Source organism: Eisenbergiella sp. OF01-20 (genome assembly GCF_003478085.1).
GTDB lineage: Bacteria > Bacillota > Clostridia > Lachnospirales > Lachnospiraceae > Eisenbergiella.
Genome location: NZ_QUES01000002.1, coordinates 385,444 through 411,956, shown reverse-complemented (window position 1 = coordinate 411,956; position 26,513 = coordinate 385,444). Strand labels below are relative to the sequence as shown.

The 26,513-nt window shown below is 48.3% G+C and carries 17 protein-coding genes; 10 read left to right on the top strand and 7 right to left on the bottom strand.

Features of this window, described 5'->3' with window-relative positions; translation table 11 throughout:
• Positions 1 to 5: 5 nt before the first annotated feature.
• Complete coding sequence (locus tag DXA36_RS05355; protein ID WP_118677037.1) at positions 6 to 2,273, bottom strand: helix-turn-helix transcriptional regulator; 2,268 nt, start codon at positions 2,271 to 2,273, stop codon at positions 6 to 8.
• A 319-nt stretch (positions 2,274 to 2,592) separates the two neighbouring features.
• Between DXA36_RS05355 and DXA36_RS05350 the strand changes: the two genes are divergently transcribed.
• From DXA36_RS05350 to DXA36_RS05330, 5 genes are all read left to right on the top strand, one after another.
• Entirely contained in the window at positions 2,593 to 4,260 is a 1,668-nt protein-coding gene (locus tag DXA36_RS05350) for an extracellular solute-binding protein (protein ID WP_118677035.1), read from the top strand.
• Between the two features lie 96 nt (positions 4,261 to 4,356).
• Positions 4,357 to 5,262, top strand: coding sequence for an ABC transporter permease (locus DXA36_RS05345; RefSeq protein ID WP_118677033.1), 906 nt, complete (start codon positions 4,357 to 4,359; stop codon positions 5,260 to 5,262).
• Between the two features lie 46 nt (positions 5,263 to 5,308).
• The gene (locus DXA36_RS05340) at positions 5,309 to 6,193 is read left to right on the top strand and encodes a carbohydrate ABC transporter permease (protein WP_118677031.1); all 885 of its coding nucleotides are present in this window, start codon (positions 5,309 to 5,311) and stop codon (positions 6,191 to 6,193) included.
• Positions 6,194 to 6,245: 52 nt separating this feature from the next.
• Entirely contained in the window at positions 6,246 to 7,295 is a 1,050-nt protein-coding gene (locus DXA36_RS05335) for a hypothetical protein (protein ID WP_147366548.1), read from the top strand.
• A 129-nt stretch (positions 7,296 to 7,424) separates the two neighbouring features.
• Positions 7,425 to 8,339, top strand: coding sequence for a GNAT family N-acetyltransferase (locus DXA36_RS05330; protein ID WP_118677027.1), 915 nt, complete (start codon positions 7,425 to 7,427; stop codon positions 8,337 to 8,339).
• Between the two features lie 90 nt (positions 8,340 to 8,429).
• On the opposite strand, the gene DXA36_RS05325 is transcribed toward DXA36_RS05330, so the two are convergent.
• The 6 genes from DXA36_RS05325 to DXA36_RS05300 form a co-directional block, all read right to left on the bottom strand.
• Positions 8,430 to 10,742, bottom strand: a complete 2,313-nt coding sequence (locus DXA36_RS05325; RefSeq protein WP_118677025.1) for a hypothetical protein — start codon at positions 10,740 to 10,742, stop codon at positions 8,430 to 8,432.
• Positions 10,743 to 10,873: 131 nt separating this feature from the next.
• Complete coding sequence (locus DXA36_RS05320; RefSeq protein WP_118677023.1) at positions 10,874 to 11,764, bottom strand: carbohydrate ABC transporter permease; 891 nt, start codon at positions 11,762 to 11,764, stop codon at positions 10,874 to 10,876.
• A 14-nt stretch (positions 11,765 to 11,778) separates the two neighbouring features.
• Positions 11,779 to 12,711, bottom strand: a complete 933-nt coding sequence (locus DXA36_RS05315) for an ABC transporter permease (protein ID WP_118677021.1) — start codon at positions 12,709 to 12,711, stop codon at positions 11,779 to 11,781.
• Between the two features lie 128 nt (positions 12,712 to 12,839).
• Positions 12,840 to 14,633: an extracellular solute-binding protein gene (locus DXA36_RS05310; RefSeq protein ID WP_118677019.1), complete on the bottom strand. Its 1,794-nt coding sequence runs from the start codon at positions 14,631 to 14,633 to the stop codon at positions 12,840 to 12,842.
• A gap of 188 nt (positions 14,634 to 14,821) precedes the next feature.
• Positions 14,822 to 16,183 carry a response regulator gene (locus tag DXA36_RS05305; RefSeq protein WP_118677017.1) on the bottom strand — a complete coding sequence of 454 codons (1,362 nt, stop codon included), beginning with the start codon at positions 16,181 to 16,183 and terminating at the stop codon, positions 14,822 to 14,824.
• Entirely contained in the window at positions 16,180 to 17,961 is a 1,782-nt protein-coding gene (locus DXA36_RS05300; protein ID WP_118677015.1) for a sensor histidine kinase, read from the bottom strand. The genes DXA36_RS05305 and DXA36_RS05300 overlap by 4 nt, the downstream gene beginning before the upstream one ends.
• 448 nt (positions 17,962 to 18,409) lie before the next feature.
• Here DXA36_RS05300 and DXA36_RS05295 point away from each other — a divergent pair, with 448 nt between their 5' ends.
• The 5 genes from DXA36_RS05295 (at position 18,410) to DXA36_RS05275 (ending at position 26,503) form a co-directional block, all read left to right on the top strand.
• Positions 18,410 to 19,807 carry a hemolysin family protein gene (locus DXA36_RS05295; protein ID WP_118677013.1) on the top strand — a complete coding sequence of 466 codons (1,398 nt, stop codon included), beginning with the start codon at positions 18,410 to 18,412 and terminating at the stop codon, positions 19,805 to 19,807.
• Positions 19,776 to 21,740 carry an alpha-L-arabinofuranosidase C-terminal domain-containing protein gene (locus tag DXA36_RS05290; RefSeq protein ID WP_118677011.1) on the top strand — a complete coding sequence of 655 codons (1,965 nt, stop codon included), beginning with the start codon at positions 19,776 to 19,778 and terminating at the stop codon, positions 21,738 to 21,740. Before DXA36_RS05295 ends, DXA36_RS05290 begins: the two co-directional genes overlap by 32 nt.
• A gap of 245 nt (positions 21,741 to 21,985) precedes the next feature.
• Entirely contained in the window at positions 21,986 to 22,453 is a 468-nt protein-coding gene (locus DXA36_RS05285; protein WP_118677009.1) for a MarR family winged helix-turn-helix transcriptional regulator, read from the top strand.
• A gap of 64 nt (positions 22,454 to 22,517) precedes the next feature.
• Complete coding sequence (locus DXA36_RS05280) at positions 22,518 to 24,668, top strand: ABC transporter ATP-binding protein (RefSeq protein ID WP_118677007.1); 2,151 nt, start codon at positions 22,518 to 22,520, stop codon at positions 24,666 to 24,668.
• A complete protein-coding gene (locus DXA36_RS05275; protein ID WP_118677005.1) occupies positions 24,665 to 26,503 on the top strand; it encodes an ABC transporter ATP-binding protein in 1,839 nt (612 codons plus the stop codon). Before DXA36_RS05280 ends, DXA36_RS05275 begins: the two co-directional genes overlap by 4 nt.
• The last annotated feature ends 10 nt before the right edge of the window (positions 26,504 to 26,513 follow it).

Below are 26,513 nucleotides of genomic sequence, written 5' to 3'. Positions count from 1 at the left end.
TTGAGTTATATATTTGAATCCTTGCTGATATCCTTCACAGCTTCTGTTTGGCCGCTATACGTCCGTTGTTTCACCATCCCGGGAGAAATCCCTTCGTATTTTTTGAAGATACGGATGAAAGAGGAGGTATTTGTATAGCCTATCATTTCGGTCACCTGGGAAACCGAATAAGCCTGGGTGGACAACAATTCCCGGGCATGCTGTATACGTACCTGATTGATGTAATCCAGCAGTCCGGTATTGGTTTCCCGTTTGAAAAGCTTGCTGATAGCGGCAGGTGACATCTGGAAAACGGAAGATATGCTGTTTACACTTAAATCATAACACTGATAGTTTTGGTTAATATAATCGGTTATCTGACGGACGAGCTGATGAATCCGTGTCTGCGCCTGGTTTTCCAGCCATTCGGATAGCTGCTGAAGATTGGAATACAAAGTATCTTTCAATTCTTCTATTGTGACACAGTTCAAAAGTGCTTCTGTCTGGGCTTCTACGGAAACAGGGAAATTTTTATCATCCAGCTTCATAAGGCAGGAGCGGAAAAGGCTGATGATGGAATACATATTCAGACGGGCATCGGAAAGCGGCTGTCCCTGGTAAAAATGGAGTAGAAACAACTGGTCGATATATTCGCAAGCCCGGCTGAATTCGGATGCAACGATTGCATTCTGAAATTTATAGGTGATTCCGGTCATAAGCTGGTAATCCTTTGTGAAATGATGTCCGCATGCCCATTGTGCGTTATAATTGGCCCAATGAAGGTTGAAAATCCTGCAATACTCCAGTGCTTCGGAGGCTTCTTTATAAACGTGTGGGAGACAAGAGGACGTGGCATTTGCAGACGGTCTGCTTACGCCTGTGCGTATTCCTGCATTATAGGAAACCAGTAAAGGCAATAATGTCTGCTTCAGGCTGTCTAAAGCGGCAGTAATCGCATGACTGTCCCCATGGAAAAGTGTGATAAACAGGTTGTTATCCACGATGCTTTTTTGCTGCAGGGTATCAGGTATTAATTCATCTATCACATTTGCAGTAATAAACCGGATTAAGGACAGGTTTTCCTGCTGGTCTCCCTGTTCATGGAAAAGCTGTCCGCAGTCCCGGAGATCCAGGATTAGAATCAGCGCAGAATTGTTTTCACTATCCCAATTTTTTATTATGGGTATTGCCTGTATAATCGTCCATTCCTGGGGCGTGTAGACTCCTGTCAGGAATCGGCCCAGATAATAATCGGAAAGCGCCAGTTTGTTCCGGGTCAGTTCTTTTTCAATTTCCCAGGTTTTTTGTGTAATACTGTCAATATGATGTTCAATCCGATCATATTCGTTTTGTGAACAGGTTCCGGCCCCCGCTTTAGCCAAAAGTTTTATAAGTGGCTTATAATTTTTCCTGGCAAAATAATAGACCAGAAGAATGGAAATAGCAATACAGGAAAAGTTGCTCAATAAAATAAGGAACTGCGTATTATTAAATCGGGAAATAAATTCTTTTTCCGGGACATATAAGCTATAGGTGAAGCCGGAAATATCTGAAGAAACGGATAAAACGGAACTGGTATCTCCTTCTGCCAGGGCCGGTTTGGAAACAGGAAGGAGTAATTCCGTATTCGCAGACTCGGATCGGATTACTAACTTATGGTCCGCTATGCTGTAGGGCAGGGTGTCCAGAACGGAATGCTCCAGTGTGACAGCCAGATAGGCATTATTGGGAGAGCCTGAAATCAGCGGAAGGGACAGCAGATACAGTATCCCGGTATCAGGCAGGACATAATAGGTGTTTTGGAAGGAGGTTTCAGGATAGGCCTGCGGCGGCAGATTTTCCATACAGAAATCATGGAAAAGAGTATCCGTATAGCAGGATTTATTGGTGATACAGGTTTCCAGATCAGGCAGATACAGCGCAATGGAGCTGATATAGTGGTTGGATATACTATATTCCTGAAAACGCTGCTGAATCGTGTAAAAAGAATAATGTTCCTGTGCGGAAAGTCCGGATAAGGATACCAATCTGTCGATCTCCTTATTCAGTGAGAATTCCAGGGCTAAGCGGTTCATTTCCGATAATTTTTCATCCAGAAGAATTTGTGTGTTGATCAGTTCATTGCGGTAGGCTTCCTGGGTTTCCTGCCGTACCGACTGTATCAGCAGGTGCATTAATATGCTGGATATACAGAATGGCAGACATAATATGAGCAGATAGGAAAGAACCCATGAAAAAAGAACGGTATTTTTGTGTATCAGATGCTTATAAAACCAATTCCAAATACGTTTCATCCATTCCCTGCCCTCGTTCCTTAAAGATTGTTGCAGCTCCCGGTGCAGCTATAGCAATTATAGCATATTGCAAAAGAAAATCCTCACGTTGGAAAAAATTGAATAGGAAAGAAAAAATTGTGTATCCGTTTTTCCCGTTACATACGATTTTGCAAACGTGATAAAAAATTGTAAATTTACCAGCGCCAAGAAAACTGATATAACAAAACCAAGTTCTCACAGTGGTGCGTATCGGTTAAGAACTGCACCGGTTAAGAACGATACATGCCGGAGATGGTTCCGGGAATATTTATTACAAGAAAGAAGGAGAGGGATAAGAATGAGCTTATTTGGAAAACGGGGTTGGCTGCAAAAAAGTCTGGCTTTAACAGCTTCGGCTGCATTGGTTCTGGGGACGGCAGGCTGCGGCAGTCCGGCAGAGGATGTCTCGTCTCAGACATCTGCTGAAATGGAACAGGAAGAAAGCAGCCCGGAAGCATCTGAGACTTCCGGGAATGCGTACGAGGATCTTTCCCTGGAAGGCGTGGAACTGACCATTTGGGCGCCTATTTACTGGGTGGGAAAGACAATGACCTATGACGATAATGAAGCCTGGCAAAAGGTCCAGGAAGAATTGGGAGTAAAACTAACTTTTATCCATCCGCCGGCTACGGAAGAAAAGGAACAGTTTAATCTGATGCTTGCATCGGATGATCTGCCGGACATCATATGCACCGGTTGGGATGGGGATAATATGTTCATAGGGGGCAGAGATAAATATGTGGATGACGGAGTCATTATACCGCTGAATGATCTGGTTCCTACCTATGCTCCCGATTATTTAAAAGCGATTGAAACAATCGTAGAAAAAGATCAGCAGAAGGATTTTTATACGGACAATGGACAGCTGACGGCTTTTTATGGGATTTCCCCTTATGAGGAATGGTGTTATAACGGGATATTAATAAGAAAAGACTGGATAGAGGAGCTGGGGCTGGAAAGACCGGTAACCCTGGAACAATATGAGGATGTGCTGACGCAGTTTAAGGAAAAGAAAGGCGCACAAAGCCCCTTGATTATGCCTAAAAACGGCATTGACGGGTTCTCAGGCGTATTTATGACCGCCTGGGGAATCGGACCGGGCTTTTACCAGGAAAACGGAACCGTTAAATATGGGCCAATCCAGCCGGAATTCAAAGAATATCTGGCATTAATGAATGACTGGTATGAAAAAGGCCTGATTGATAAAGATTTCTCTACCAGGGATGAAGATGCAATGAAGCGGATGATGACGACAGGTGTTACCGGAATGATTATCCATAGCCCGGATACGGTAGGAGCCTGGATGGATGGCGTATCCCCTATTATGACTGGCGGTTACCCGGTAAAAGAAGAAGGGGAACGGGTTAATTACCGTCTGACAAACTATCAGGTAAGGCCGCAGTTCAGCTATTCTATAACCACGGCATGTAAAAATCCGGAGGCTGCGGTAAAATTTCTGAATTATGGTTATACCCAGGAAGGGTATATGCTTTATAATTACGGAACGGAAGGGGATACCTATAACCTTACGGGAGAAACGGTAACCTATAACGGCATTGAATACCCGTTGGTGGAATATACGGATAAAATGCTGAATAATCCGGACTATCCTGTATTGGATGCCATCCTTACTTTTAAAGCCCATATAGGGCCGTTTATCCGTTTTGAACATGAAGGCAATCCAGCTTTAAATATGCAGAATGCCGAGATACGGAAGGCATTAACGGATGAGGCGGATACGGGGTTAAATATTCCCATGACCACACTGAATGCGGAAGAAGGTAAGGAATACGCCAGGATTATGAACCAGATACAAACTTACCAGGATACGGCTGTCCTGCAGTTTATTATGGGAACAAAAAGCCTGGATGAATTTGATTCTTATGTGGAAGACATGAAAAAGCTGGAAATCGAATCAGCTGTCTCTTATCAGCAGGCGGCACTGGAGAGGTATTATAACAGATAAGCAAGAAACAGGGAACCGGAGATTTACGTCCGTTGCAGCCATAGCAAACGGCTGTAACGGGCGGGTTCCTGTTTCACGGGAGGGAGACGAAAATTTATGCCTGGTAAGTTGATTAAGGATATCAGGAAATTTAAGTATGTATACCTGATGCTTATTCCTGTGTTGGCCTATTATATCATCTTTTGTTATGCGCCGATGGGCGGACTGATTATGGCGTTTAAGGATTATGCGCCAAGGAAAGGGATATTTGGGAGCGACTGGGTCGGATTCAAATATTTCCTTGATTTTTTTAACGATATGTATTTTGTACGGCTGATGCGTAATACGTTCATGCTGAATGTTTATGACATTATCGTGGGGTTTCCGGCCCCTATTATACTTGCCTTGCTGTTAAATGAGATAACGGGGAAAAAATTCAAAAATACGGTTCAGACCATGCTTTATATGCCTAATTTCATATCGCTGATTGTGCTTTGCGGTATTGTAGTGGATTTTTGTGCCACGGAAGGCGTAATCAATGATATCCTGTCCTTTTTAGGGTTTGAAGCGAATAATCTGCTGCAGAATCCCTGGCTTTTTAAACCTATTTTTGTCATAACAAACCTGTGGCAGTATGCGGGGTGGAACAGTATTATTTATATGGCCGCTATTATGGGGATTAATGAAGAACTTTATGATGCCGCTTATGTGGATGGCTGCGGCAGGTTTAAAAGACTTATCCATGTAACGCTGCCGGGACTCTTGCCTACAATTGTAATTATGTTTATTATGAGGCTGGGGAATATTATGACGGTAGGTTTTGAAAAGGTTATTTTGCTCTATAATCCCCTGACTTATGAAACCGCTGATGTTATATCCTCCTATGTTTACCGGAGAGGTATCCTTGAGGCAAATTACAGTTATGCGGCGGCAGTAGGATTCTTTAATTCTCTCATTAATTTTGGGTTTTTAATTCTTGCCAACTGGCTAAGCAAAAAAGCTACGGACGAAAGCCTGTGGTAAATTTGGAACTGTAAATCAACAGCCGTAAGGCTCTGGGAGAAATAGGATGAATACGAATAAAAAAATTTCTTATATTTTAGGAAACCTGGTTATGAAACTTTTTCTGGGGATAATTGCTGTTTTATGCCTGTATCCTATATTGTATATCCTTTTAGCCTCGTTCAGCGATCCGTTAAGGCTTGTCCAGCATACGGGGTTATTATTTAAGCCTCTGGGTTTTACCCTGAAGGGTTATGAGGTGGCTTTGAGTTATAAAGGGATATTTACAGGTTATATCAATACGGCATTCATTGTGGTATTTGGAACAATGGTAAATATGGTGATGACGGTCCTGGGGGCATATGCGCTTTCCAGAAAAGAGATGTATACCTACCGCTTCCTTAATTTGTTTTTTGTATTTACCATGTTTTTCAGCGGCGGCCTTATCCCTACTTACATATTAATAAAAAATCTGGGCCTGATAGACAGTTTGTTTGCCCTGATTTTTCCCGTTGCAATTAATACATGGAATTTAATCATATTGAGGACTACTATTTCCGGATTGCCTGAAAGCCTTGTTGAATCGGCAAGGATTGATGGAGCCAATGATTTTGTAATCCTATGGAAATTGATTGTCCCGCTTGTCAAACCTACATTGGCGGTGCTTGTACTGTATTATGTGGTAGGGCACTGGAATTCCTGGTTTAATGCTATGCTCTATATTAAGGACAGGGATAAATTCCCGCTGCAGCTGATACTCAGGGAAATATTGATTGCAAATACATCCAATGCGGCATCTTCCATGGGACTTGATTTGTCGGAAATGGATAAGTATAAACAGCTTGTAAAATATTGCACGACAGTGATCGCCACGCTGCCTATCTTATGTGTGTATCCGTTTTTACAGAAATATTTTGTAAAAGGGGTAATGATCGGTGCGGTTAAGGGCTGAGTACGCCCGGGAAACGAAACCGTTATTATGCGGAAAAGGAATGGAGATTATTATGCAGAAATTAAGCGAACAGGCCAGGGGAGTGCTGAATGATAAAAAACGGATTGGGATCAGGGACGGATGGTTTGGAAGAATGCAGGGGTTGTTTGACGGAAAAAGGGATTCTTTTTTAGAAACCCATTTTTTCGCAGTCAATGGAACGACCGGGAATGCTGATTTTGGACTTTTATACGAAAACCCGGCGGAATGGGTAATTATGGAACTGGAAGATCTGGCAGGGAAAGCAAGTCTGATTGATAATGAAGATATGTTTGTTCCATTATGTATCGAACCTTCTTTTTATGGCGTCCATTTCATTGATAAAATTCTGGGGGCAGAGGTGTTTTTCCAGGACGGCCAATGGTACAATCACTATCTGGAAAGAGAAGTGGGAAGCCTGGAACGGCCCGATCTGGACAGAGACGAAACATGGAAATCTGCCAGGGAAGCGGCGTTTTCTTTCCGGGATGCAGAGGTCCGGCTTCCCTTGTTTGGGCTGCCTACGATTGCCAGCGCCCTCAATATTGCAACCAATTTGTATGGGGAAGAGATTCTGGCAGCGATGCTGATGGAACCGGAAGCGGCGGCCCATGATCTTGCGGTTATCAATGACTTGTTATGTGAAATCCATCAATGGTACCGGGCGCACCTGCCTGCCTGTCAGCTCCAGCCTGTAATATCCTGGAACCGGACACAGCCTCCGGGATACGGGCAGTTATGCGGCTGTACCACACAGCTTCTTTCGGCCGGTTTATATGAAGAATTTATTATGCCGCTGGATGACAGGCTCCTTTCCCTATACCCCGGCGGAGGCATGATCCATTTTTGCGGTTCCCATACTCATCTCCTGGAAACATTAAGCAAAATGCCTCATTTGAAAGCGGTCCAGTTAAATGACAGGGCAGCCTGGGATTTAGCGGAATATTATCACAAATTGCGGGAGGATCAGATAATCTATCTGAATCCCTGCGAAGGAATGGATATAAAAAAGGCAATTGAAATTACCGGAGGAAACAGGCTGGTGATAGCGGATACGGTGAGAACTTCCGGTTATGATGTATAAGTTTACGGTTTATGGAAAACGATTCTGCCTCCCGTGACACCCTAAGCAGGGATCCCTTGCCTGCATCCGCCGCCGGTGATAGAATAAAAAGAAAAAAAGATAGGCAGATACGAGGGAGGACACCAGGAAATGAAAGAAATCAGACAGGCGGGGGAGATACGGATCCGCAAAGGCAGCCGGCTCGACAAAGAGGAAAAGGAAAGAATTACAGAATTGACGGCAGTCTGTAACAAAGCGGACGGAACCTGCAATGAACTGTTCCTGACCAATGAATTCAATGTGTTTCCGGAAATGCCCTGTTTTTTCCGGGCTTATCCGGAAAACGGGGATGGGGAGCCGGAACTCGCCGGGATTCTTATCGTATATGCCGATCAGGAGACAACGGCGGAGATTTCCGCGTATGTCCATCCCGGACAGAGAAAGAAAGGATTTTTCAGCGCTCTTCTGCATGCGGCACTGGAGGAATGCAGGGCCTATGGATATCAGAAACTGGAATTTAAGACGGAGAAGGCCTTTGCCGGTGCGGAAGAGATCCTGAAACAATATGGGGCCGTCCCGCTGCGGGAAGAGTACCTGATGATTTGGAAGGAAGATACGCAGGCCATGGTGCAGGGCGGAGGCCTTCTTGCGGTCAGGCCGGCACGGGAAGGGGATTTGGAAGCAATAGCCGTGATCCAGGCGGAGGCATTCGGTGATACCCCGGAAATGGCCCGGCGTTATGTGGAGAGTTCTTACCAGAGCCGGGATACCCTGCTGACGGTTATTGAGGATTCGGAGAAATGCACAGGCTGCTGCTGTCTGGATATCAGCGGGGAGCGGGCCGTGATTTTCGGATTGTGCATCGCCTGCGCTTCCCGGGGAACGGGACAGGGCGGACGGCTTCTGCAGGAGACGGTGCGTTTGGCGGCGTCGCAAAAGGACGAGGTAGCCCTCTGTGTGGAGGCAGGAAATGAAACCGCGCTGCATCTGTATGAAAGGTGCGGCTTTTGCAAAGCCACGGAGTACCGGTATTTCGGGTGTCCCATAGAGGCCGTCAGCCGATAGGACTGCCCCGAAATCCGTTTGGATTATAAAAGAAAAAAATGGCAGGCCGTGTCCCGCATATCAGACACGCCTGCCTGGGCACTGCCGCACTCAGCACTCTCCATGCAGGGAAAACATCAGCGTATCCCCCATACGCATTTCAAGTGTCAGCGTTGTCACATTATGTCCGTAATAACGCTTCTCATACACCTCAAAAGGGCTGCACGGATGTTTAAAATACAGGGTGTGCTTTCCTTTATAGGATGCATGAAGTGTTACAAAATTCTTATTCGCAAACAGGATGTCATCCTCTTTATTATAGAGATGGCAGCCCGCATATTCCGCCAGGGAGGCCAGAAGCTCCGCACGCAGAATCTGGGGTGCGCAGTATACACTCGTCCAGCCGTCCATTTCCTTCAGCCCGTAAGCGGGAAGTCCCAGCTCACAATAGGTGCCCAGGATAACGGCCTGAGGATCATCGATGTAAAAGCCCGGGTTCATATAGGCGGGCAGAATCACGTTTTCAAGCCACACATTCGAATGCACATCCCTGTCAATGAAGCCATACCGGCGATCCTCCACCGCATACCGCACCGCGGGATGCTTCCGATCGGTGATTTTAAACCGCGGCGAACAGGTATGATCGATCCGCCCCGTCTTAAAACCGGTGAGCTGCTCTATATTTTCATTACCCATCACAAGCCCGGCATCCGGGTTGATAAATCCGGGCGCATACAGCCACAGTACCACCGCGTGGTTTTTCCTGGCCTTTCGGATGATGGCTTTGCGCTCCTCATCCGTCAGGCAGAAAACATTCATCATCACGTACAGCTTATAATCCGGCATATCTTCCCGGGCGCAGTCGTTGTGGAAATAGTAATCCACCGGCGCGCCGATCCGCGGCAGATCTGAAGTCCTGTAATAATCCAGCATCAGGGTATTGGTATACATGGAAACCGTATGGCAGCTCTCCTGATCATAAATAAGGGCGATTTCGTTTTCCTTGTTCCGGTCAAGCCCATAAGCAAACCGGGCGATTTCCTCCTGTCTGCTAAACAGCTTATATATATCTTCCTGCTGATACCGCCCGCCTTGTGCATGCTGATCAAACCACCATGCATAAATATCGTCACACAGGACTCTTGCAAAATCCCGTTTCAGGGTCACTATGCTGTCCCGCACATCATAAAGCCCCATGGCGTCCCGGTAAAAGCTGTCCTCCAGATGGGTGCGGCTGTCCTCCTCCGCCACAAACATCTGGCCCCGCAGCCGGAAGGAATCCTGCATTTCTCTCTGGGCCACGCTGCCGCCCGGCTCCCTGTTATTATAAACGCCCGGCGCCGCCAGAAAATCCACATAACCGGAGTCCAGTATCGGAAGTGTGGAAGTGGCCGTACTGCTGTTAAAGAAATCGGTACATCCGTAGGAACCGTAAAACGCCCCTACAATTTTGCCGGCATAACGCTCCTTCAGCAGCCTGGCAAAGTAAATGATGGCTTCCGCCGTAGCTTCATGAAACGCGTCGTAAAAGTCCGCCACATACCTGTAATCCGTCATATTTAAGAACACGCCAAGATTGGCGGCCTTTTCCGCGTCCATGTCAATATTTTTACCGATAATACGCTCCGCGCTTTCGTAATACTTCATGGCATCCATGATGCCTTCTTCCATAAAAATAAAGTACTGATCCTGCACATTGGGGATGACCGGCCTTTCGAAAGAAGCATCCTCTTTTTTCCATGCCTTTTTAAGCTTATCCTCCGTCCCGTACCGTTTCCTTAGGAATTCCCCGTAGAACTTCAGGAAGGAAGGGGAAAAATCGCCATATTTATTTTTTTCCCTGTCACAGATCACATTCACCGGATACCATTCCGAGGTGCCGCCGGCCGCCAGAAAATAGCCTATGACCCGATCTGCAAACGGAAGCGAATCCACCTTATCGCAAAATTCCTTCAGCGCCTTTCCCGCCGCTTCCTGCCATTTCTCAGAAGCAAAAGAATACATGCCCGGAATTTCATCCATATGGACTTCGGAGGACAGGATTGCCGGCTCGTGGCTTCCGTCCTGGTAGGTGATCAGTTCCTCCTTGTTTTCCTCCATCCAGTCCACGGGCGGGTGCAGTCCGATCCTCACTATAATATAGGCATCCGGCACCTGCTCCAGAAGGGTTTCGGCATTCCTGACAAACGCTTCCATTCCCCCGGGCTCATGCTGGCGCATGCCGTGTTCATCCGTATCATCCTTTCCCGGCCGAAGCCAGTCCGTATTGGTCATCAGGAAAAAAACCTTCAGCCCGGATTCACCCAGCCGTTTAATATACTCCGGCTTATGAAAACGTGTTGTCATAGCCATAGGCGGCCAGGCCTTTCCGTCAATCACCAGTGCCGGGCTGCCGTTTACTTTTTTCACCTCTGCAAAACTCATATCCGTATCCTCTCCTCCCTGTCATACCTTACTGTCTTTCATGCTTTTCTTTGTTTACAGCCGTCCGTACTTAGCTGAACGGCCGCCTTTGTGTTCCTGTAACTGTTCAGTACCTTCACAGTTACGTGTTCCTATTCCTTTACAGAGCCTACGGTAATTCCCTTTACAAAGAATTTCTGCAGGAACGGATAAACGACCAGGATAGGAATGATGGAAATGAACAGCTGGGCGCTGCGCACTGTTTTTTCACTGAGGCTGGAAAGCAGGGCCAGCTGCTCCGGCGTCATATTTGTCATGGTCTGGTTATTGTTAATGATCTGGGTTGCCAGATAGGTCGCCATGGGGTAGTTATTGGGATTATTCATGTAGAACATGCCGTCAAACCACGCGTTCCAGTGTCCGATCATGGAAAAGAGCAGCAGGGATGCCAGGGACGGCTTCGACATAGGCAGAATGACCTGGAACAGTGTCTGCCAGTGGTTGGCCCCATCCACGAAGGCGGCTTCCTCCACCGCCCGCGGAAGGCCTCTTATGAAGTTCATCATGATGATCACATTCCAGATATTCATGGCGCAGGGAAGGATCAAAACCCAGAAGCTGTCCAGCAGATGCAGGTTTTTAATGACCATATAGGTGGGGATCAGGCCGCCGCCCAGGAACATGGTAATGGCAAAATAGGTCATATACCAGGTACGCCCCCGGAAATGAATGGAGGATCGGGAGAGCGGATAAGCGGTAAGCACAATCAGGATCATATTCAGGGCCGTGCCTATCACAACTCTTCCTCCCGCAATACCTACGGAATGGAAAAAATCCTTCTTTTTCATCAGGTACTCATAAGCGGAAAGGGAAAACTCCACCGGGATAAAGGTTACGCGCCCGGCCATAGCGGCGTTGCTGCTGCTTAAGGACATGGCGAGGACGTGCAAAATAGGAAAAATACAGGTCAGCGCCACAAGAGCCAGAACTACCGTATTAAACAGCTGATAAACATAGTAAGAACCCGAACGTTTGATTTTCATCTGACGCACCCCCTTTAAAAGACGCGGTAATCGCTTTTTTTATAGAGAATCAGATAACTGGTCCCCACAAAAATCAGCGAAATCACCGATTTAAACAAGCCCATGGCCGCTGCGGCCGAATACTGGTGGCTGGTCATGCCAAGGCGGTATACCAGGGTGTCCAGGATATCCACGGTTTTCTCAACGGTAGGATTATACATGATCAGGATCTGTTCAAACCCTGCGTTCAGAATATTGCCAAGCCCCAGAACGGTCAGGACCGCCACCATAGGCAGGATGCTGGGCAGCGTTACGTGAAGCACCTGCTTCCACCGGCCGGCCCCGTCTACCTGCGCCGCTTCATAAAGCGTGGGATCCACATTGGTGATAGCCGCAAGCAGCAGCACCGTGTTGTATCCCATTCCTTTCCAGACATCCGAGCCGATGATTATGGTGCGGAAATATTTGTTGCTTACCAGAAATGCCGTGGGATCCGTGCCGAAAAGGTGCAGCATGGTATTATTGATGATGCCGTCATAGGCGAAAATTTCCAGTATCATGCCTGCCAGAATAGCCCAGGAAAAGAAATAGGGTATGAATACAATAGTCTGCACCGACCGTTTAAACCAGCTTTTTGTCACCTCATTTAACATCAGGGACAGGATCAGGGGAACAAGAATACTCAGGACGATCTTGAAAAATGAAATGATCATGGTATTTACAAAAGCCGTCCGGAAACTGGGCATGGTAAAAATGTACTGGAACTGCTTTAACCCTACAAAAGGGGATTCCCGGAAGCCCATCAGGGGCTTGAAATCCTGGAAGGCCATCACCAGGCCAAAGATAGGAAGATAGGCAAAAAAAGTGGTGAACAGCACCGCCGGTATCAGCATAACGTGCAGCTCCCTGGTCCTGTACAGGCTCTTTTTTTTCTTTTTTCTCTGTAAATCCGTTTTCTGCTGTGCCATGGACTTATACTCCTCTCCCAGCCGATAAACAACGGATGCCGCCTGCTGCGGGCCATCCGTTGTTTGAGAAAATGCCATATTTTACGTATAAAATATGGCATTTTCTTTCTTATGGCTGCATTTACTATTTATTTGTTATTCTGATACCATTCGTTTACTTCTTTTGCGATTTCGTCGCCGCCCTGGGCCTTCCACTGTTCCACAAATTTATCAAAGTCGGAAATCGGGGTTTCGCCCATGACCATGCTCAGGAAGGTATTGTTGCGCAGCTTGTCAAGCTCTGCTTTCCTGGAAACCATGGCAGGTGTGGTGACATAAACCTCATCGTAAATGATGTCTGCGGTTTCTATGGTCTTTATCATGTTGGCGACACCGCCGTCAGGGGCGAGACGGCTGAAATAGGTACCCCAGGCAACACCGTCGTCGGGATTTTCCTTATAATTCAGGTAGGAAGCCCAGGAACCCCAGAATTCGTTGTTCTTGGCGGCATCCGCATCCGTGATTTCCGTCTTGCCTTCTTCCGCCAGCTTGTTGATAACTTCGAAGTTGGTCCGTAAGCAGGTGGGAGAGTAGATACGGTAAGGAAGCCATGTATAAACGTAGCTGTACCATTCTGTTTTTTCTTCTTCGGTCATGGCATTCTGTCTTTCGGGATTGCTGTTTTCCAGCGTATACTGTAAGGACCAGTACATCATCTTGAATACGGCTTCCGGGTTCTTGCAGTCACGGCCCACCACTACAAAGTTGTTAACCGGATAACGGTCAACCATGATAGTCGGCTGGTTTCCGTCAGGAGAGAGATTGGGACCGATCACCCAGTTGGAGTCGGGATGCTCTACTTTATTGGTATTCAGCGGCCAGTTGGGAACCCACCAGGATGCGGGGACTATGGCATATTTGCCGGCTACGATATCGTTGACAATGGGAGAATCCGCAGCCCAGATATCATATGCGGCGAAATCCTTCTGGAAATAGCCCTTGTCATACCATTCATTCAGCTTGGTCAGAGTGGTTTTGATCCCTTCGTCGATCCCGGCGTACTGCAGAGTGCCGTCTTTGTCGTACCAGCCGTCCGCCCATGTTTCATAGGCATGGAAGAAGGGCTGGAAGTCCGCCAGCTGCGCGTCCATGTAGTTCTTGCAGGCGGGGATGACAGGGCCGCCGGTCTTGCCGTCGCCGTTATAATCCACTTCCATCAGCTTGTCACAGAGCGCTTCAAACTCTTCAATGGTTTTCGGAAGCTGGTCAGCGGAAGTAATGCCCACGCTTTCGAGCTGCGTCATGTTATAAATCATCTGTGAGGTCATCTGCGCCGGGTCTGTACCCATAGGCAGTCCATAAATGCTTCCGTCCTTTTTGGCAACATTGATAAAATTTCCGTCATAATTGAAGATGTTATCCAAATCGTCACAACGGTACTTCTCATAATATTCGGTCAAATCGGCGAGGCCGCCCTGGCTTGCCAAATCTTCAAAATCGTTCGGGTTTACCATAAATACGTCCGGAAGATTGCCGGCTGCCAGTTCTGCGCCGAATTTCTCTTCATATTGATCCGCATTTACGATCCAGTCATAGATCAGGTTGATATTCAGTTCTTCCTTCAAAAGCCTGACGGCTGTGGAGGTTTCGGGCGTACAGTCGGCAGGGGTATTGGGATCCTCGGATTCCCTGTACTGAAGCACGATATGGATATCCACAGGTTCGTCATAAGGCTCCAGCAGAAGCTCTTCCGCACTTTTAGCCGATTCCCCGCTATCTGCTGCAGCTGCGGAGTCTCCCGTATCGGCTGCGGCTTCCGTGTTTGCGGTATCGCCGCCTGTGGATGTGCTGCCGCCCGATGTGGACGCATTTGATCCGCAGCCGGCCAGACAGGCGGCTGTCATTGCTGCGGAAAGGAGCATTGCGATTACTTTCTTTTTCATTCTTTATCCCCCTTATTGTGATCGTTTGTTTACTGTTTATAATTATATCAAATGTTAGATTATATTGAAGGCCGTTTTGTGCATAAAAACGGGATAATTGTATTTTTTCATTTTTTGAAATACAATTATCCCCTTTTTATGATACAATTGTGCAGTTTTACTGTTTTGGCTGTTAATTTTTCTGCTTTTCAGTTATTATCACGGTACTGTTTAGGATTTTCACCGGTTCTTTCCCTGAAAATCCTTCGGAAATAGTGTTCATCCATATAACCGACCTGGCTGGCGATCCAGTATATGGGCTGTCTGGTTTCCACAAGGTATTTTTTGGCTGATTCTATACGCATATCATTCAGATAGGTCACAAAAGTCTTTCCCGTGATTTTTTTAAAGTGCTTGGAAAAATGGCTTTTGCTCATTCCCGTCAGACGGAGAAGCTCCTCCAGCGTGATTTCCCTGTCCATATGTTCCCTAATATAGTTCATGGCCTTATGTATGGCCTCCATCGTACCGATTTCCTCATTGGCTTCCCCAATCCGTTTCCTTACCAGGCGGCGGGTGTCGTCAAACCATTCCCTCCACTGGTACCACCACCGGAAGCCGCCTACCTCTTCAAAATACCGGGTGAAGTCCTTCCCGGAAAAACCGGACCAGTAGAGGCTGAAGTGATAGAAAACAGCGGTCCGCTCTTCCCGGGAGAGCGCGGCGCGGCGGATTTTTTCCATTCCTTCTTCATAACATTCCTCATAGACCATAAACTCCATTTTCAGGCTCAGCTCCAGTATTTCCTTTCTGGATGCGCCGGACGGCTCCTGTAAAAGCGCCGGATAAAGGTAGGTATAGGTAAAACAGCCGGGCCGGCGATCCTCAAACAGCTTATTTTCCAGCCTGGTTTTCAGGGTATCCTCCAGCTGATCATAGGCGGTCCCCTTTACCTGCTTGATTTCCAGAAGGGAGGACTCTTCCGCCCCGAAATCTTCAATGATGGATTTCAGGCGTATGCTGTTGCACTCCCCTGAAAAAAGAAGCCGTGTCTCGCTTAAGAATTCGAAGGGGAACGTATGCCTTTCCAGCAGTTTTACCGCTTCCTCACACTTTAGTTTACTCTCCGTTTCCCAGACATATATCTCGTTATAGAGCACATTCCTTCCGCCCAGCTGTGTATGGTGCATGGTTTCCAGATAGCGGATTTTGATCCCGTTCATCAGGGCGTCTATATTTTCTTCCTCAATCTGTGCTTTGGTGATATAATCCAGGATGCCGATACGCAGAGCCTGCTGGATGAGTTCGAATTCCTGATGCATGGTCAGGACCACGATCTGCAGATCCGGGCGGATCCTCTTGACCTCCTGGAGGAAGGGAATCCCCGAAAGCCCCGGCATTTCCAGATCGGTAAACAGAAGATCCACCTCAACTTTCCGCAGAAACGACAGCGTTTCTTCCCCGCTTCCCGAATCACCCACGACTTCCATCCCGTAGGTTTCCCAGTCAATCAGGCCGAGAATCCCACGGCGGACCAGCTTTTCGTCATCTACAACAAATACCTTGATCATTTTACGGATATCCCCCTCTCCGACTTATCCCTCTTTCCGCAGATCTCCTCCGCCTCAAACGGAATCCGGATTTCCACCACGTTTACCCCGTCCGCCGTCCGTTCCGCTTTCAGTTCAAAATCATCCCCAAACCGGTTTTCCAGCATGCGGGCCACATACTGAAGTCCGATGCCGTTGGAAGAAATATCGTTTTTCTGTACCAGGACCGCTTTGATTTGTTCCGGATTAATAGGGGTTCCGTCATTTTTTACGAGAATAGCGATTTTCCCGTTCGCAAGAAGCTCCACCTCGATCCAGATATCCCCCTGATCGGAACCGCTGTGCAGGATGGCGTTTTCCACAAGGGGCTGTAACACAAACCGGGGCATATCCGCCTGCAGGATTTCCGGATGCTTGCCGGTGTCCATATGAAAACGGATATCATACTTCAGCTGCTGCAGGACAATATAGGCGCCGACGGCCTCCAGCTCGCTTTTCAGAGTGGTCTCCCTTGTTTTCGACATGTTATATAAAAGCAGTTTGTTCAGGGATGTGATGAAATGCACCATTTCCTTGTCTTTTTTTCCGGCGGCATACCATTTCAGGGTATCCAGGGTATTATACAGGAAATGCGGGTTTATTTTACCGAGAACCACCTTGATTTCAAGCTCGGATCTCTTTTTCCCTTCCTCCTGCACCCGGTTCAGAAGAAGGAGGATGTTGCTTTTCATCTTGTCAAGCAATGCGAAGTTATCGTCGAATTCCTGAATATTCATCTGCTCCACCTTGGTCTCCACATCGTTGTCCGATGCTATCAGCTGAAGCCGCTTTTCGAATTTGGTAAAAGGCGTATAGATACTTTTCCACTGAAGGACGGAAACGAGAATACAGGCAAAAACCGCTAACAGGGTGACCACACTCAGGTTCAGCGCCATCCCGTATATCTGCCGGTAATATTCCTTTACAGGAACCCACAGATGGATTTTCCAGCCGCCTTCCTCTGTCCTTTCGTAGGTTTTATAGCGGCGTTTTTTTTCTGCAGGCCCTGTCATGCTGTTCTGCAGATCCGAATAAAGAGGAACCAGATTTTCGTCGGAACAGTACATGATGCGCCCTTCCTGGGATTCGACCAGAAAGATGGTGTCCATGCCCATGACACTGCCCGGAAAGAGCTTCTCCAGATACTTGTATCCCGATTCCAGATAAATGTAGATATCCCCGTATTCCTGTTCCATTTTGTAGGATCGCAGCAGCGAAAGGCAGGGGTAGGATGCCACTTTGGATTTGGACTCGTGCGGCCCGTAAAAATCCATCTTCTGCCATCTGCACAGAAAATAGGTATCCTCCGGCAGTTCTCCGTTCGCCAGGGAGGTCTGGTTGATTTTGACGGGCGTTTTGCCGCCTCTGGGGATATAGATATAGGTGAGGTTTCCGATAGAAGGGTTGGCGATTTCATAATTGGCGATCTGCTCCCTGAGATAAATCAGCAGCTCCCCTTTCTTTATCGTGTCCTCCTCATCAAAATACAGATGAAGGTTCTTGCCCACGGTACCGTCGGCCTCCAGCAGCCAGGATATGGAATTCATGCTGTTCATGAGCGCCGCCATATCGACAGATACCTTATTCAGATTATTTTCAATTTCTTCATCCACATCGTTGTGGTTGATCCGGTAAAACTGCCACAGAATCAGTACCTCCACCACAAGAAGAGGTACCAGCACTCCGAAAACCCAGACCTTGATAATCCGTCTGGCAAACGATTTCGAAGCCTTTCTTCCCAACTTCCGCTCGTCATGCATGTTATGTATCCCTTTACCTTACGATAAAACCCCATAGTTTATTTACAGTATATCATATATCCTTATTTCATTCTACCCGCCTTTTGGCGGGAACAGTAACATATCCATGAAAAATTAATGCTAAGATGCCTCCTGCTTCCTTGACATGTACTCTGTTTTTTCTTTATAATAAATACATCAATCAAACTTTGAGTTCATCAGCAATACGTGAAGAAAGGAAAGGGCTTTCATGGAAGACGCGGACCCTGAGGGGGAAACGAATGATAACCGGAAAATAAAGCGGAAACCTTTAAAGGGCATAGCCTGTTAGCATCAGCTTGACAGGCTGTGTCTTTTTGTGCTTTTTTGGAGAAAAAAAGCGCTGCCGCCGGGAGGCGGAGAGGGGGAATGGAGAAACACTCCATAGAGAGAGACTGCAAAACAATAGAGGAAAAAGGAGAGATTTATTTTGACATCGATACCGAAACAATTACTTTTACAGGTAGTTCTGATTTTATTAAATGCGTTTTTTGCTGCGGCGGAGATCGCGGTGGTTTCCCTCAACGGGACGAAACTGCGGAAGCTGGAGGAGGAGGGGGATAAGAAGGCGGGCAAGCTGCTCCGTCTGGTGGAGGAACCGGCCTCCTTCCTATCCACCATCCAGGTGGGTATCACGCTGGCCGGTTTCCTGGGAAGTGCGTTTGCCGCCGATAATTTTTCTGAATATCTGGTAAAATGGGTTTATGTGGATCTGGGCTTCAGGGGGATACCGGAAGCGGCGCTGGATACGATGGCCGTGGTGGTTATCACCATTATCCTTTCGTATTTCACCCTGATTTTCGGGGAGCTGGTTCCCAAAAGGATCGCCATGCAGAAATCCCTGGAGGTAGCCCGGTTCAGCAGCGGTGTTATATCCGGCGTGGCAGTTATCATGAAACCTATCATTTGGTTCCTGTCCTTTTCCACCAATACGGTCCTTCGTATCCTGCATATGAAAACAGAAGCGGAGGAGGACTCCGTCACGGAAGAGGAAATACGCATGATGGTGGAGCTTGGCGGCGAAAAGGGGACCATCGATCAGGAGGAACAGGAATGGATACAGAATGTATTCCGGTTTGATGATATTTCCGTAAGGGACGCCATGACGAGGGAGGCCGATGTGGTTTCCTTTTCCCTGGAGGAGGGGGAAGAAGAAATCCTTCGTACTATCAGGGAGACAGGGCTTTCCAGATATCCGGTTTACGATGAAGATATCAATGATATCGCAGGTATATTGAATGCAAGGGATTATCTGCTTAACCGTGGCTGCACAGAGCCGAAACAGATGCAGGAGCTGCTGCGGGAGGCATATTTTGTCCCGGATACGATCCATGCGGATGACCTGTTCCGGGATATGCAGACCAATAAGGTGCATATCGCCATTGTCATTGATGAGTATGGGCAGACGGCGGGGATTATTACTATGGAGGATCTGCTGGAGGAAATCGTAGGCAACATCTATGATGAGTTTGATCCCGATCAGGTGCCCGAAATGGTCCGGCTGGAGGAGAATCTCTGGCGGGTTTCCGGCGGGGTTGCTATGGACGAACTGGCGGAAGAGCTTGCTATTGACCTGCCGGAGGATACGGATTATGATACCGTTGGGGGCATGATATACAGCTGCCTCCGTACTATTCCTGCGGACGGAAGCCAGTTTGACGTACAGGTGAACGGCCTGGATATCCATGTGGAGGCCATCGAGGATCAGCGGATAGAGACGGCCCTGATCCGAAAAAGGGAACCGCAGGAAGAAGAAAAAGAAAACGGGAAAGCGGAAAAAGAAAGGGCGGGAAGAAATGAATCAAATAAAAATCAGCCGGGAAATTAAAACGGCCATACAGCCGGGAATGTTCGGCCTGTTTTTTGAAGATATTAACTATGCGGCGGACGGAGGGCTGTATGCGGAAATGCTGGAAAACCGTAATTTTGAATTCCGGGAATCCAGAGGCTGTTACGACCATTACAGCCAGGAATTTGCGGGCCTTTACGGCTGGAGCGCCTATCCGGCAGAAGGGAAGGGAACGCTTTTGCTGGATACGCGGATGCCCCAGAATCCGGTGAATCCCCATTATCTGATTTTTACGGCCGGTCAGGCCATGGCGGGTTTTACCAATAAAGCCTACGACGGTATTGCCTTGAAAAAGGATGCCGTTTACCGGGTCAGCTTCTGGGCGAAGGCGGAGGATTACCGGGGCCATATCCTGGTGGATGTGGAAAAAGAAGGACAGGTTTATACACAAAAGGCGGAGCTTGGGGGCATTGACGGGGAATGGAAAAAATATGTGCTGACGCTGACTGCGGCGGCGCAGGTGCGGAATGCATCCTTTGTCATCCGGCTGTCAGAGGCCGGCAGCGTTGCCTTTGATATGATATCCATGATGCCACAGGATGCAGTATGCGGCCTGTTCCGCAGGGATCTGGCCGAGCTTCTGAAGGAGCTGAAGCCGGGTTTCCTGCGTTTTCCGGGAGGCTGTATTGTGGAAGGAAATACGCTGGAAAACCGGTACCGCTGGAAGGAAAGCGTGGGACCCGCAGAGGAAAGGCGGGTGAACTGGAGCCGCTGGTCCGTCCATGACACAAAAGAGGAGTGCGGTTATAAAACCCCGTTTTCTCATTATAACCAGACGCTGGGACTGGGCTATTACGAATATTTCCTTCTGTGCGAGTATCTGGGGGCGTCACCGGTTCCCGTAGTGAATGTGGGGCTTGCCTGCCAGTACCAGTCCACTCAGAAGGTGGCCTCAGACAGCGGGGAGTTCCGGGAATTTATCCAGGATACCCTGGATCTGATTTCCTTTGCCAACGGGGATACCGCAACACAATGGGGTGCCCTTCGTGCCGCCATGGGCCATCCGGAGCCTTTCGGCCTTACCATGGTGGGAATCGGGAATGAACAGTGGGAAACGGAGGATGTGGATTATTTCCACAGATATGAGCTGTTTGAGGAGGCTATACATAAGGAATACCCCGATATCCGTCTGCTGGGTTCCGCCGGGCCTAATGTGAATTCCCGGGAATATGAAGCCGCCTGGAACTGGATCCGTCCCGCAGCACGCAAAAAGGATACTTTTGTTTATGCTGTGGATGAACATTATTATGTGCCGCCCAAGTGGTGCTTTGACAATGTGGGCTTTTACGATGCATATCCCCGCGAGGTGAAGGTGTTTGCGGGAGAATACGCGGCCCATCCCCAGGGGATTGCCGATTTTACCCTCCGCAATAATATGGAAGCGGCCCTTGCGGAAGCGGCGCTGCTTACGGGAATTGAGCGGAATGCGGATGTGGTGGTGCTGGCGTGCTACGCCCCTTTGTTTGCAAGGATTGGATATACACAATGGTCGCCGGATCTTATCTGGTTCGATGACATACATGCCTACGGGACGCCCAGTTTTTATGTCCAGAAGCTGTATTCCCTGCATACGGGACAGGAGGAGCTGGAAACGGACGCTTGCCTGGAGGAGCAGCTGTATTGCGCGGTAAGCTGTGACCGTAAGGAAATGGAAGTGATCGTGAAGCTGGTGAATGGGGCGCAAGAAAGCCGCCAGATTACAATAGAGCTGGAAGAAGGCTGGAAGACAGGAACGGCCCTGACCCGGATCGAACTGTGCGGGGACTGCCTGCAGCAGGTAAATTCCATCGGCTGCCCGGAGCGGATCCGGGACAGACAGCAGACAGAGGAAATGGGAGGAAACCGGCTGCAGATTGAGGTAAAGCCGTTTTCCGTAACTGTTCTGCGCATCCCGGCGCAGTCAAAACCTTGAGCAGATAAAGCTTCCGTACAGATACCTATGGTTAAATAAGAGAACCGTTAATTCGCACAAAAAGTTTTCCCCAATTTGTGCGGATTGACGGTTTCTTTATATATTTTTTATACTTTTTTTCTAAAAATAACATTGTAATTGCGGGCTTCGCGGCCTATAATTTTTAACTAAAGCAATTGTTAACATTGTTAAATGTTGTTTTTGCAAATTAAGGTAAGGCTTTTAGCCGCGAAAGGAGTGGAAAAATGACGGCGGACGAAATGCGCACTGCCTTGCTTCGGACTACATTTCGATATGGCAAGGTGAATATGGGGATTCACCTGGGGAATATTACCCATGGGGAATTCACAACACTGCAAATGGTTCATATGTATAGGAAGAAGCATCCCGGAGAATACGGCATTGGTGTATCCGAACTGGCGCGATGCTCCTATATGTCACCGCCTGCCATGTCCAGGACACTGAAGGCTGTGGAAGAAAAAGGGCTGGCGGAACGCAGGGTAGACAGTCAAAACCGAAGGAAAACCTATGTCCGCCTGACTCCCGAAGGAGAAAATGCCAGACAGCATGCCTGGAGGATGTGTACGGATTACATCAACCGGGTAATAGAAGAAATGGGAGAAGAAAAGATGGAAACCTTCCTTGCTTTGTGGGAAGAAATGGTGGATCTTATGGAAAAAAACATACCTATGTTTTACGAGGAGCCATCTTGACTTATTTGGCACAAGACAGATGGCTGCAAACGCCATAGAGCATCTGAAAGGAGAGACTGAAAGAATGTGGAAATTGTTTAAACACCTGGGTGAGCACAAAGTCACCGTCCTGCTCATCGTTCTGCTTCTGATAGGCCAGGCGTACTGTGATCTGGCGCTGCCTTCCTATACTTCCGATATCGTGGATGTGGGGATTCAGCAGGGAGGCATAGAGAATGCGGTGCCCGTGAAAATGAGGGAGGAAACCTTTGACAGCCTGGGCCTGTTTATGACGGCGGATGAAAAAAAGGAAGCACAGCAGGCCTATGATCTGGTGGATGGCATATATGAGCTAAATACCTCGGATGAGGAGACGATTAACCGTCTCAATGAGGATTTTGGAATGCCTATGGTGATTCTTGGCTCCATCCGGGAATCCGGGCAGACGGATGTCGAAAGCCTGAAGGGAATGATGGAAGCCCAGGGCATTGACGATTCCAGGCTTACCGCCATAAAAGAGGAGGCCGTTCAGGAAATGGGGGATATGAGTGATTCCGTGATCACCCAGAAGGCCATCCTCTTTATCCAGGGAGAGTACGAAGCCCTGGGAATGGATCTGGAGCAGGTACAGATGAATTATCTGCTTTCCACAGGCGGAAAAATGCTTGGCCTGACACTGCTCATGATGGCGGCTGCTATTCTGGCCGGCCTTCTGTCCTCAAGGACCGCAGCCAGAATCGGTATGGATTTAAGGGGAAAGGTTTTTACCAAGGTTGTGTCCTTTTCCAATAACGAGCTGAATAAGTTTTCTATTGCTTCTTTGATCACGAGAAGCACCAACGATATCCAGCAGGTACAGATGGTGGAGGTTATGCTGCTGCGTATGGTGCTGTATGCCCCTATCATCGGGATAGGCGGTATTGTCAAGGTAATGAGCACTAAAACCGGCCTGGGCTGGATTATCGGGGTAGCGGTAGCGGCTATTTCCGTCGTGGTGCTTGTGCTGATGCAGGTGGCTATGCCCAAATTCAAGAAAATGCAGTCCCTGGTGGACCGTCTGAATCTGGTGTCCAGGGAAATCCTTACCGGAGTCCCCGTCATCCGTGCTTTCAGCAGGGAAAAATTCGAGGAAGACCGTTTTGAAACCGCAAATAAGGATTTGATGAAAACCCAGTTGTTCACCAACCGTGTCATGACCTTTATGATGCCTATGATGATGCTGATTATGAACGGTGTTACCGTCATGATCATATGGTTCGGAGGAAAGGGAATCGATGCGGGGAACCTTCAGGTAGGCGACATGATGGCGTTTATCACCTATACCATGCAGATTGTCATGGCCTTCCTGATGATCACCATGATTTCCGTTATGCTTCCCCGTGCCGGAGTGGCTGCGGAAAGAATCCAGGAGGTTCTGGATACGGATCCTACCATACATGATGCGCCTTCCGTGAAAGATGACCGGCTGTCAGCGGTAAAAGGAGAGCTTTCCTTTGAAGATGTTTCCTTCCGGTATGACGGAGCAAAGGAGGATGCCCTGGAGAACATCAGCTTTACGGCAAGGCCGGGCGAAACCACAGCGATTATCGGCAGCACCGGCTGCGGGAAATCCACGCTCATTCATCTTGTCCCCCGGTTTTATGACGTAACAAAAGGGAAGATTACCATAGACGGCGTGGATATCCGGGAAATGTCCCAGCATAAGCTGAGAAGTATCCTGGGTTTTGTCCCTCAGAAGGCAAACCTGTTCTCCGGTGATATCGCTTCGAATATCAAGTACGGCGGTTCCTATATTACGGATGAAATGATGAAGCAGGCGGCCGATATTGCGCAGGCTGTGGAGTTTATCGAAAGCAAGGCGGAAGGGTATGAAAGCCCTATCGCCCAGGGCGGCAGCAACGTGTCCGGCGGACAGAAGCAGCGTCTTTCCATCGCCAGGGCCATTGCCAAGGATCCGAAGATTTTCCTGTTTGACGACAGCTTTTCCGCGTTGGACTACAAAACGGATATGGTTCTGCGGAAAGCCCTGCATGAAAAAATAGAAGATGCCACGGTAATTATTGTGGCACAGCGTATCAGCACCATCCTCCATGCCAACCAGATCATTGTACTGGATGAAGGGCGGATAGCCGGAATCGGAACCCACGAAGAATTGCTTACGTCCTGTGAGGCATACCAGGAAATTGCCCGTTCCCAGTTGTCTGAGTCAGAGCTGAAAGGAGGAAGCGCATCATGAGTGAGAATCAGAGAAGACCGGTGAAGATGCATGGCCCCGGCGCCCGGATGGGCGGTGAAAAGGCCAAAGATTTTAAAGGCACCATAAAAAAACTGGTGAAATATATGGGCAGCTACTGGCCCGCATTTGTTGCCGTATTGTTTTTTGCTATCGGCAGTACCGTATTCGGTATTATCGGCCCCAAAATATCAGGTAAGGCCACAACGGAGCTGTTCAACGGACTTGTTGCCAAGGTTTCCGGCACCGGAAGCATTAATTTTGAAAAAATCGGTCAGATCCTGCTGCTCCTTCTGGGGCTGTATGTGCTGAGCGCGGTCCTTTCCTTTGTACAGGGGCTGATCATGACCGGCATATCCCAAAGGCTGGCCTACCGTTTCCGGGAGGAAATCTGTTCCAAAATTAACCGGATGCCCATGAAATATTTTGAAAGCAGGACGGTAGGTGAGGTGCTTTCCCGTATCACCAACGATGTGGATACGCTGGGACAGAGCCTTAACCAGAGCGTAACCCAGCTGATCACCTCCCTGACCACCATGGTGGGCGTGCTTATCATGATGCTGAGCATCAGTCCCCTGATGACCCTGATTGCCATAGTCATTCTCCCCATATCCGCGGGACTGATAGGGCTTGTGGTAAAAAAGTCCCAGAAATTTTTCGTTGCACAGCAGAAATACCTGGGCGAAATCAACGGGCAGGTGGAAGAGGTTTACAGCGGCCACAATATCGTAAAGGCCTATAATAAGGAAGAGGATGTGGAACAGATTTTCCACGAAACCAACAATATCCTTTACCAGTCCGCATGGAAATCCCAGTTCCTTTCTGGCCTGATGCAGCCTATCATGACCTTTGTGGGCAACCTGGGCTATGTATCGGTAGCCGTGGTGGGAAGTATGCTGGCTGTCAGGGGAACGATCACTGTCGGTGATATCCAGGCATTTATCCAGTACGTAAGAAACTTCACCCAGCCGATTACCCAGCTGGCACAGGTATCCAATATGCTCCAGTCCACTGCGGCCGCCGCAGAGAGGGTATTTGAATTCCTGGAAGAAGAGGAAGAAGAACAGGTGGCGGAAAATCCCGTACATCTGGAATTTCCCCAGGGTAGGGTGGATTTCCGGAACGTGGTGTTCGGCTATAACCCGGATAAAATCATCATTCATAATTTCAACTGTTCCGTAAAGCCCGGCCAGACAGTAGCCATAGTCGGTCCTACCGGAGCCGGAAAGACCACAATGGTTAAGCTTCTCATGCGTTTTTATGATGTGAACAGCGGTGCGATTCTGGTGGACGGTTCCGACGTGCGGGAATTTAACCGGAGCGAGCTTCGTGAAATATTCGGTATGGTGCTCCAGGACACCTGGCTCTTTAAGGGCACCATCATGGAAAATATCCGTTACGGCCGTCTGGATGCCACGGATGAAGAAGTGATAGAGGCGGCAAAGGCAGCCCATGCCCATCATTTCATACAGACACTGCCCGGAGGCTATCAGATGGAGCTTAATGAGGATGCGAGCAACGTTTCCCAGGGACAGAAGCAGCTTCTTACCATTGCCCGTGCTATTCTGGCGGATAATAAAATAATGATTCTGGACGAAGCGACAAGCTCCGTGGATACCAGAACGGAGCAGCAGATCCAGAAAGCCATGAACCGGCTTATGGAAGGAAGAACCAGTTTCGTAATCGCCCACAGGCTGTCCACCATTCGTGATGCAGACCTGATCCTGGTAATGAAGGACGGCGATATTATCGAACAGGGCAGCCATGAAGAACTCCTTGCAAAGAACGGCTTCTATGCAGAGCTTTACAATTCGCAGTTCGTGGATGCAACCGCATAGAAAGGGAGAA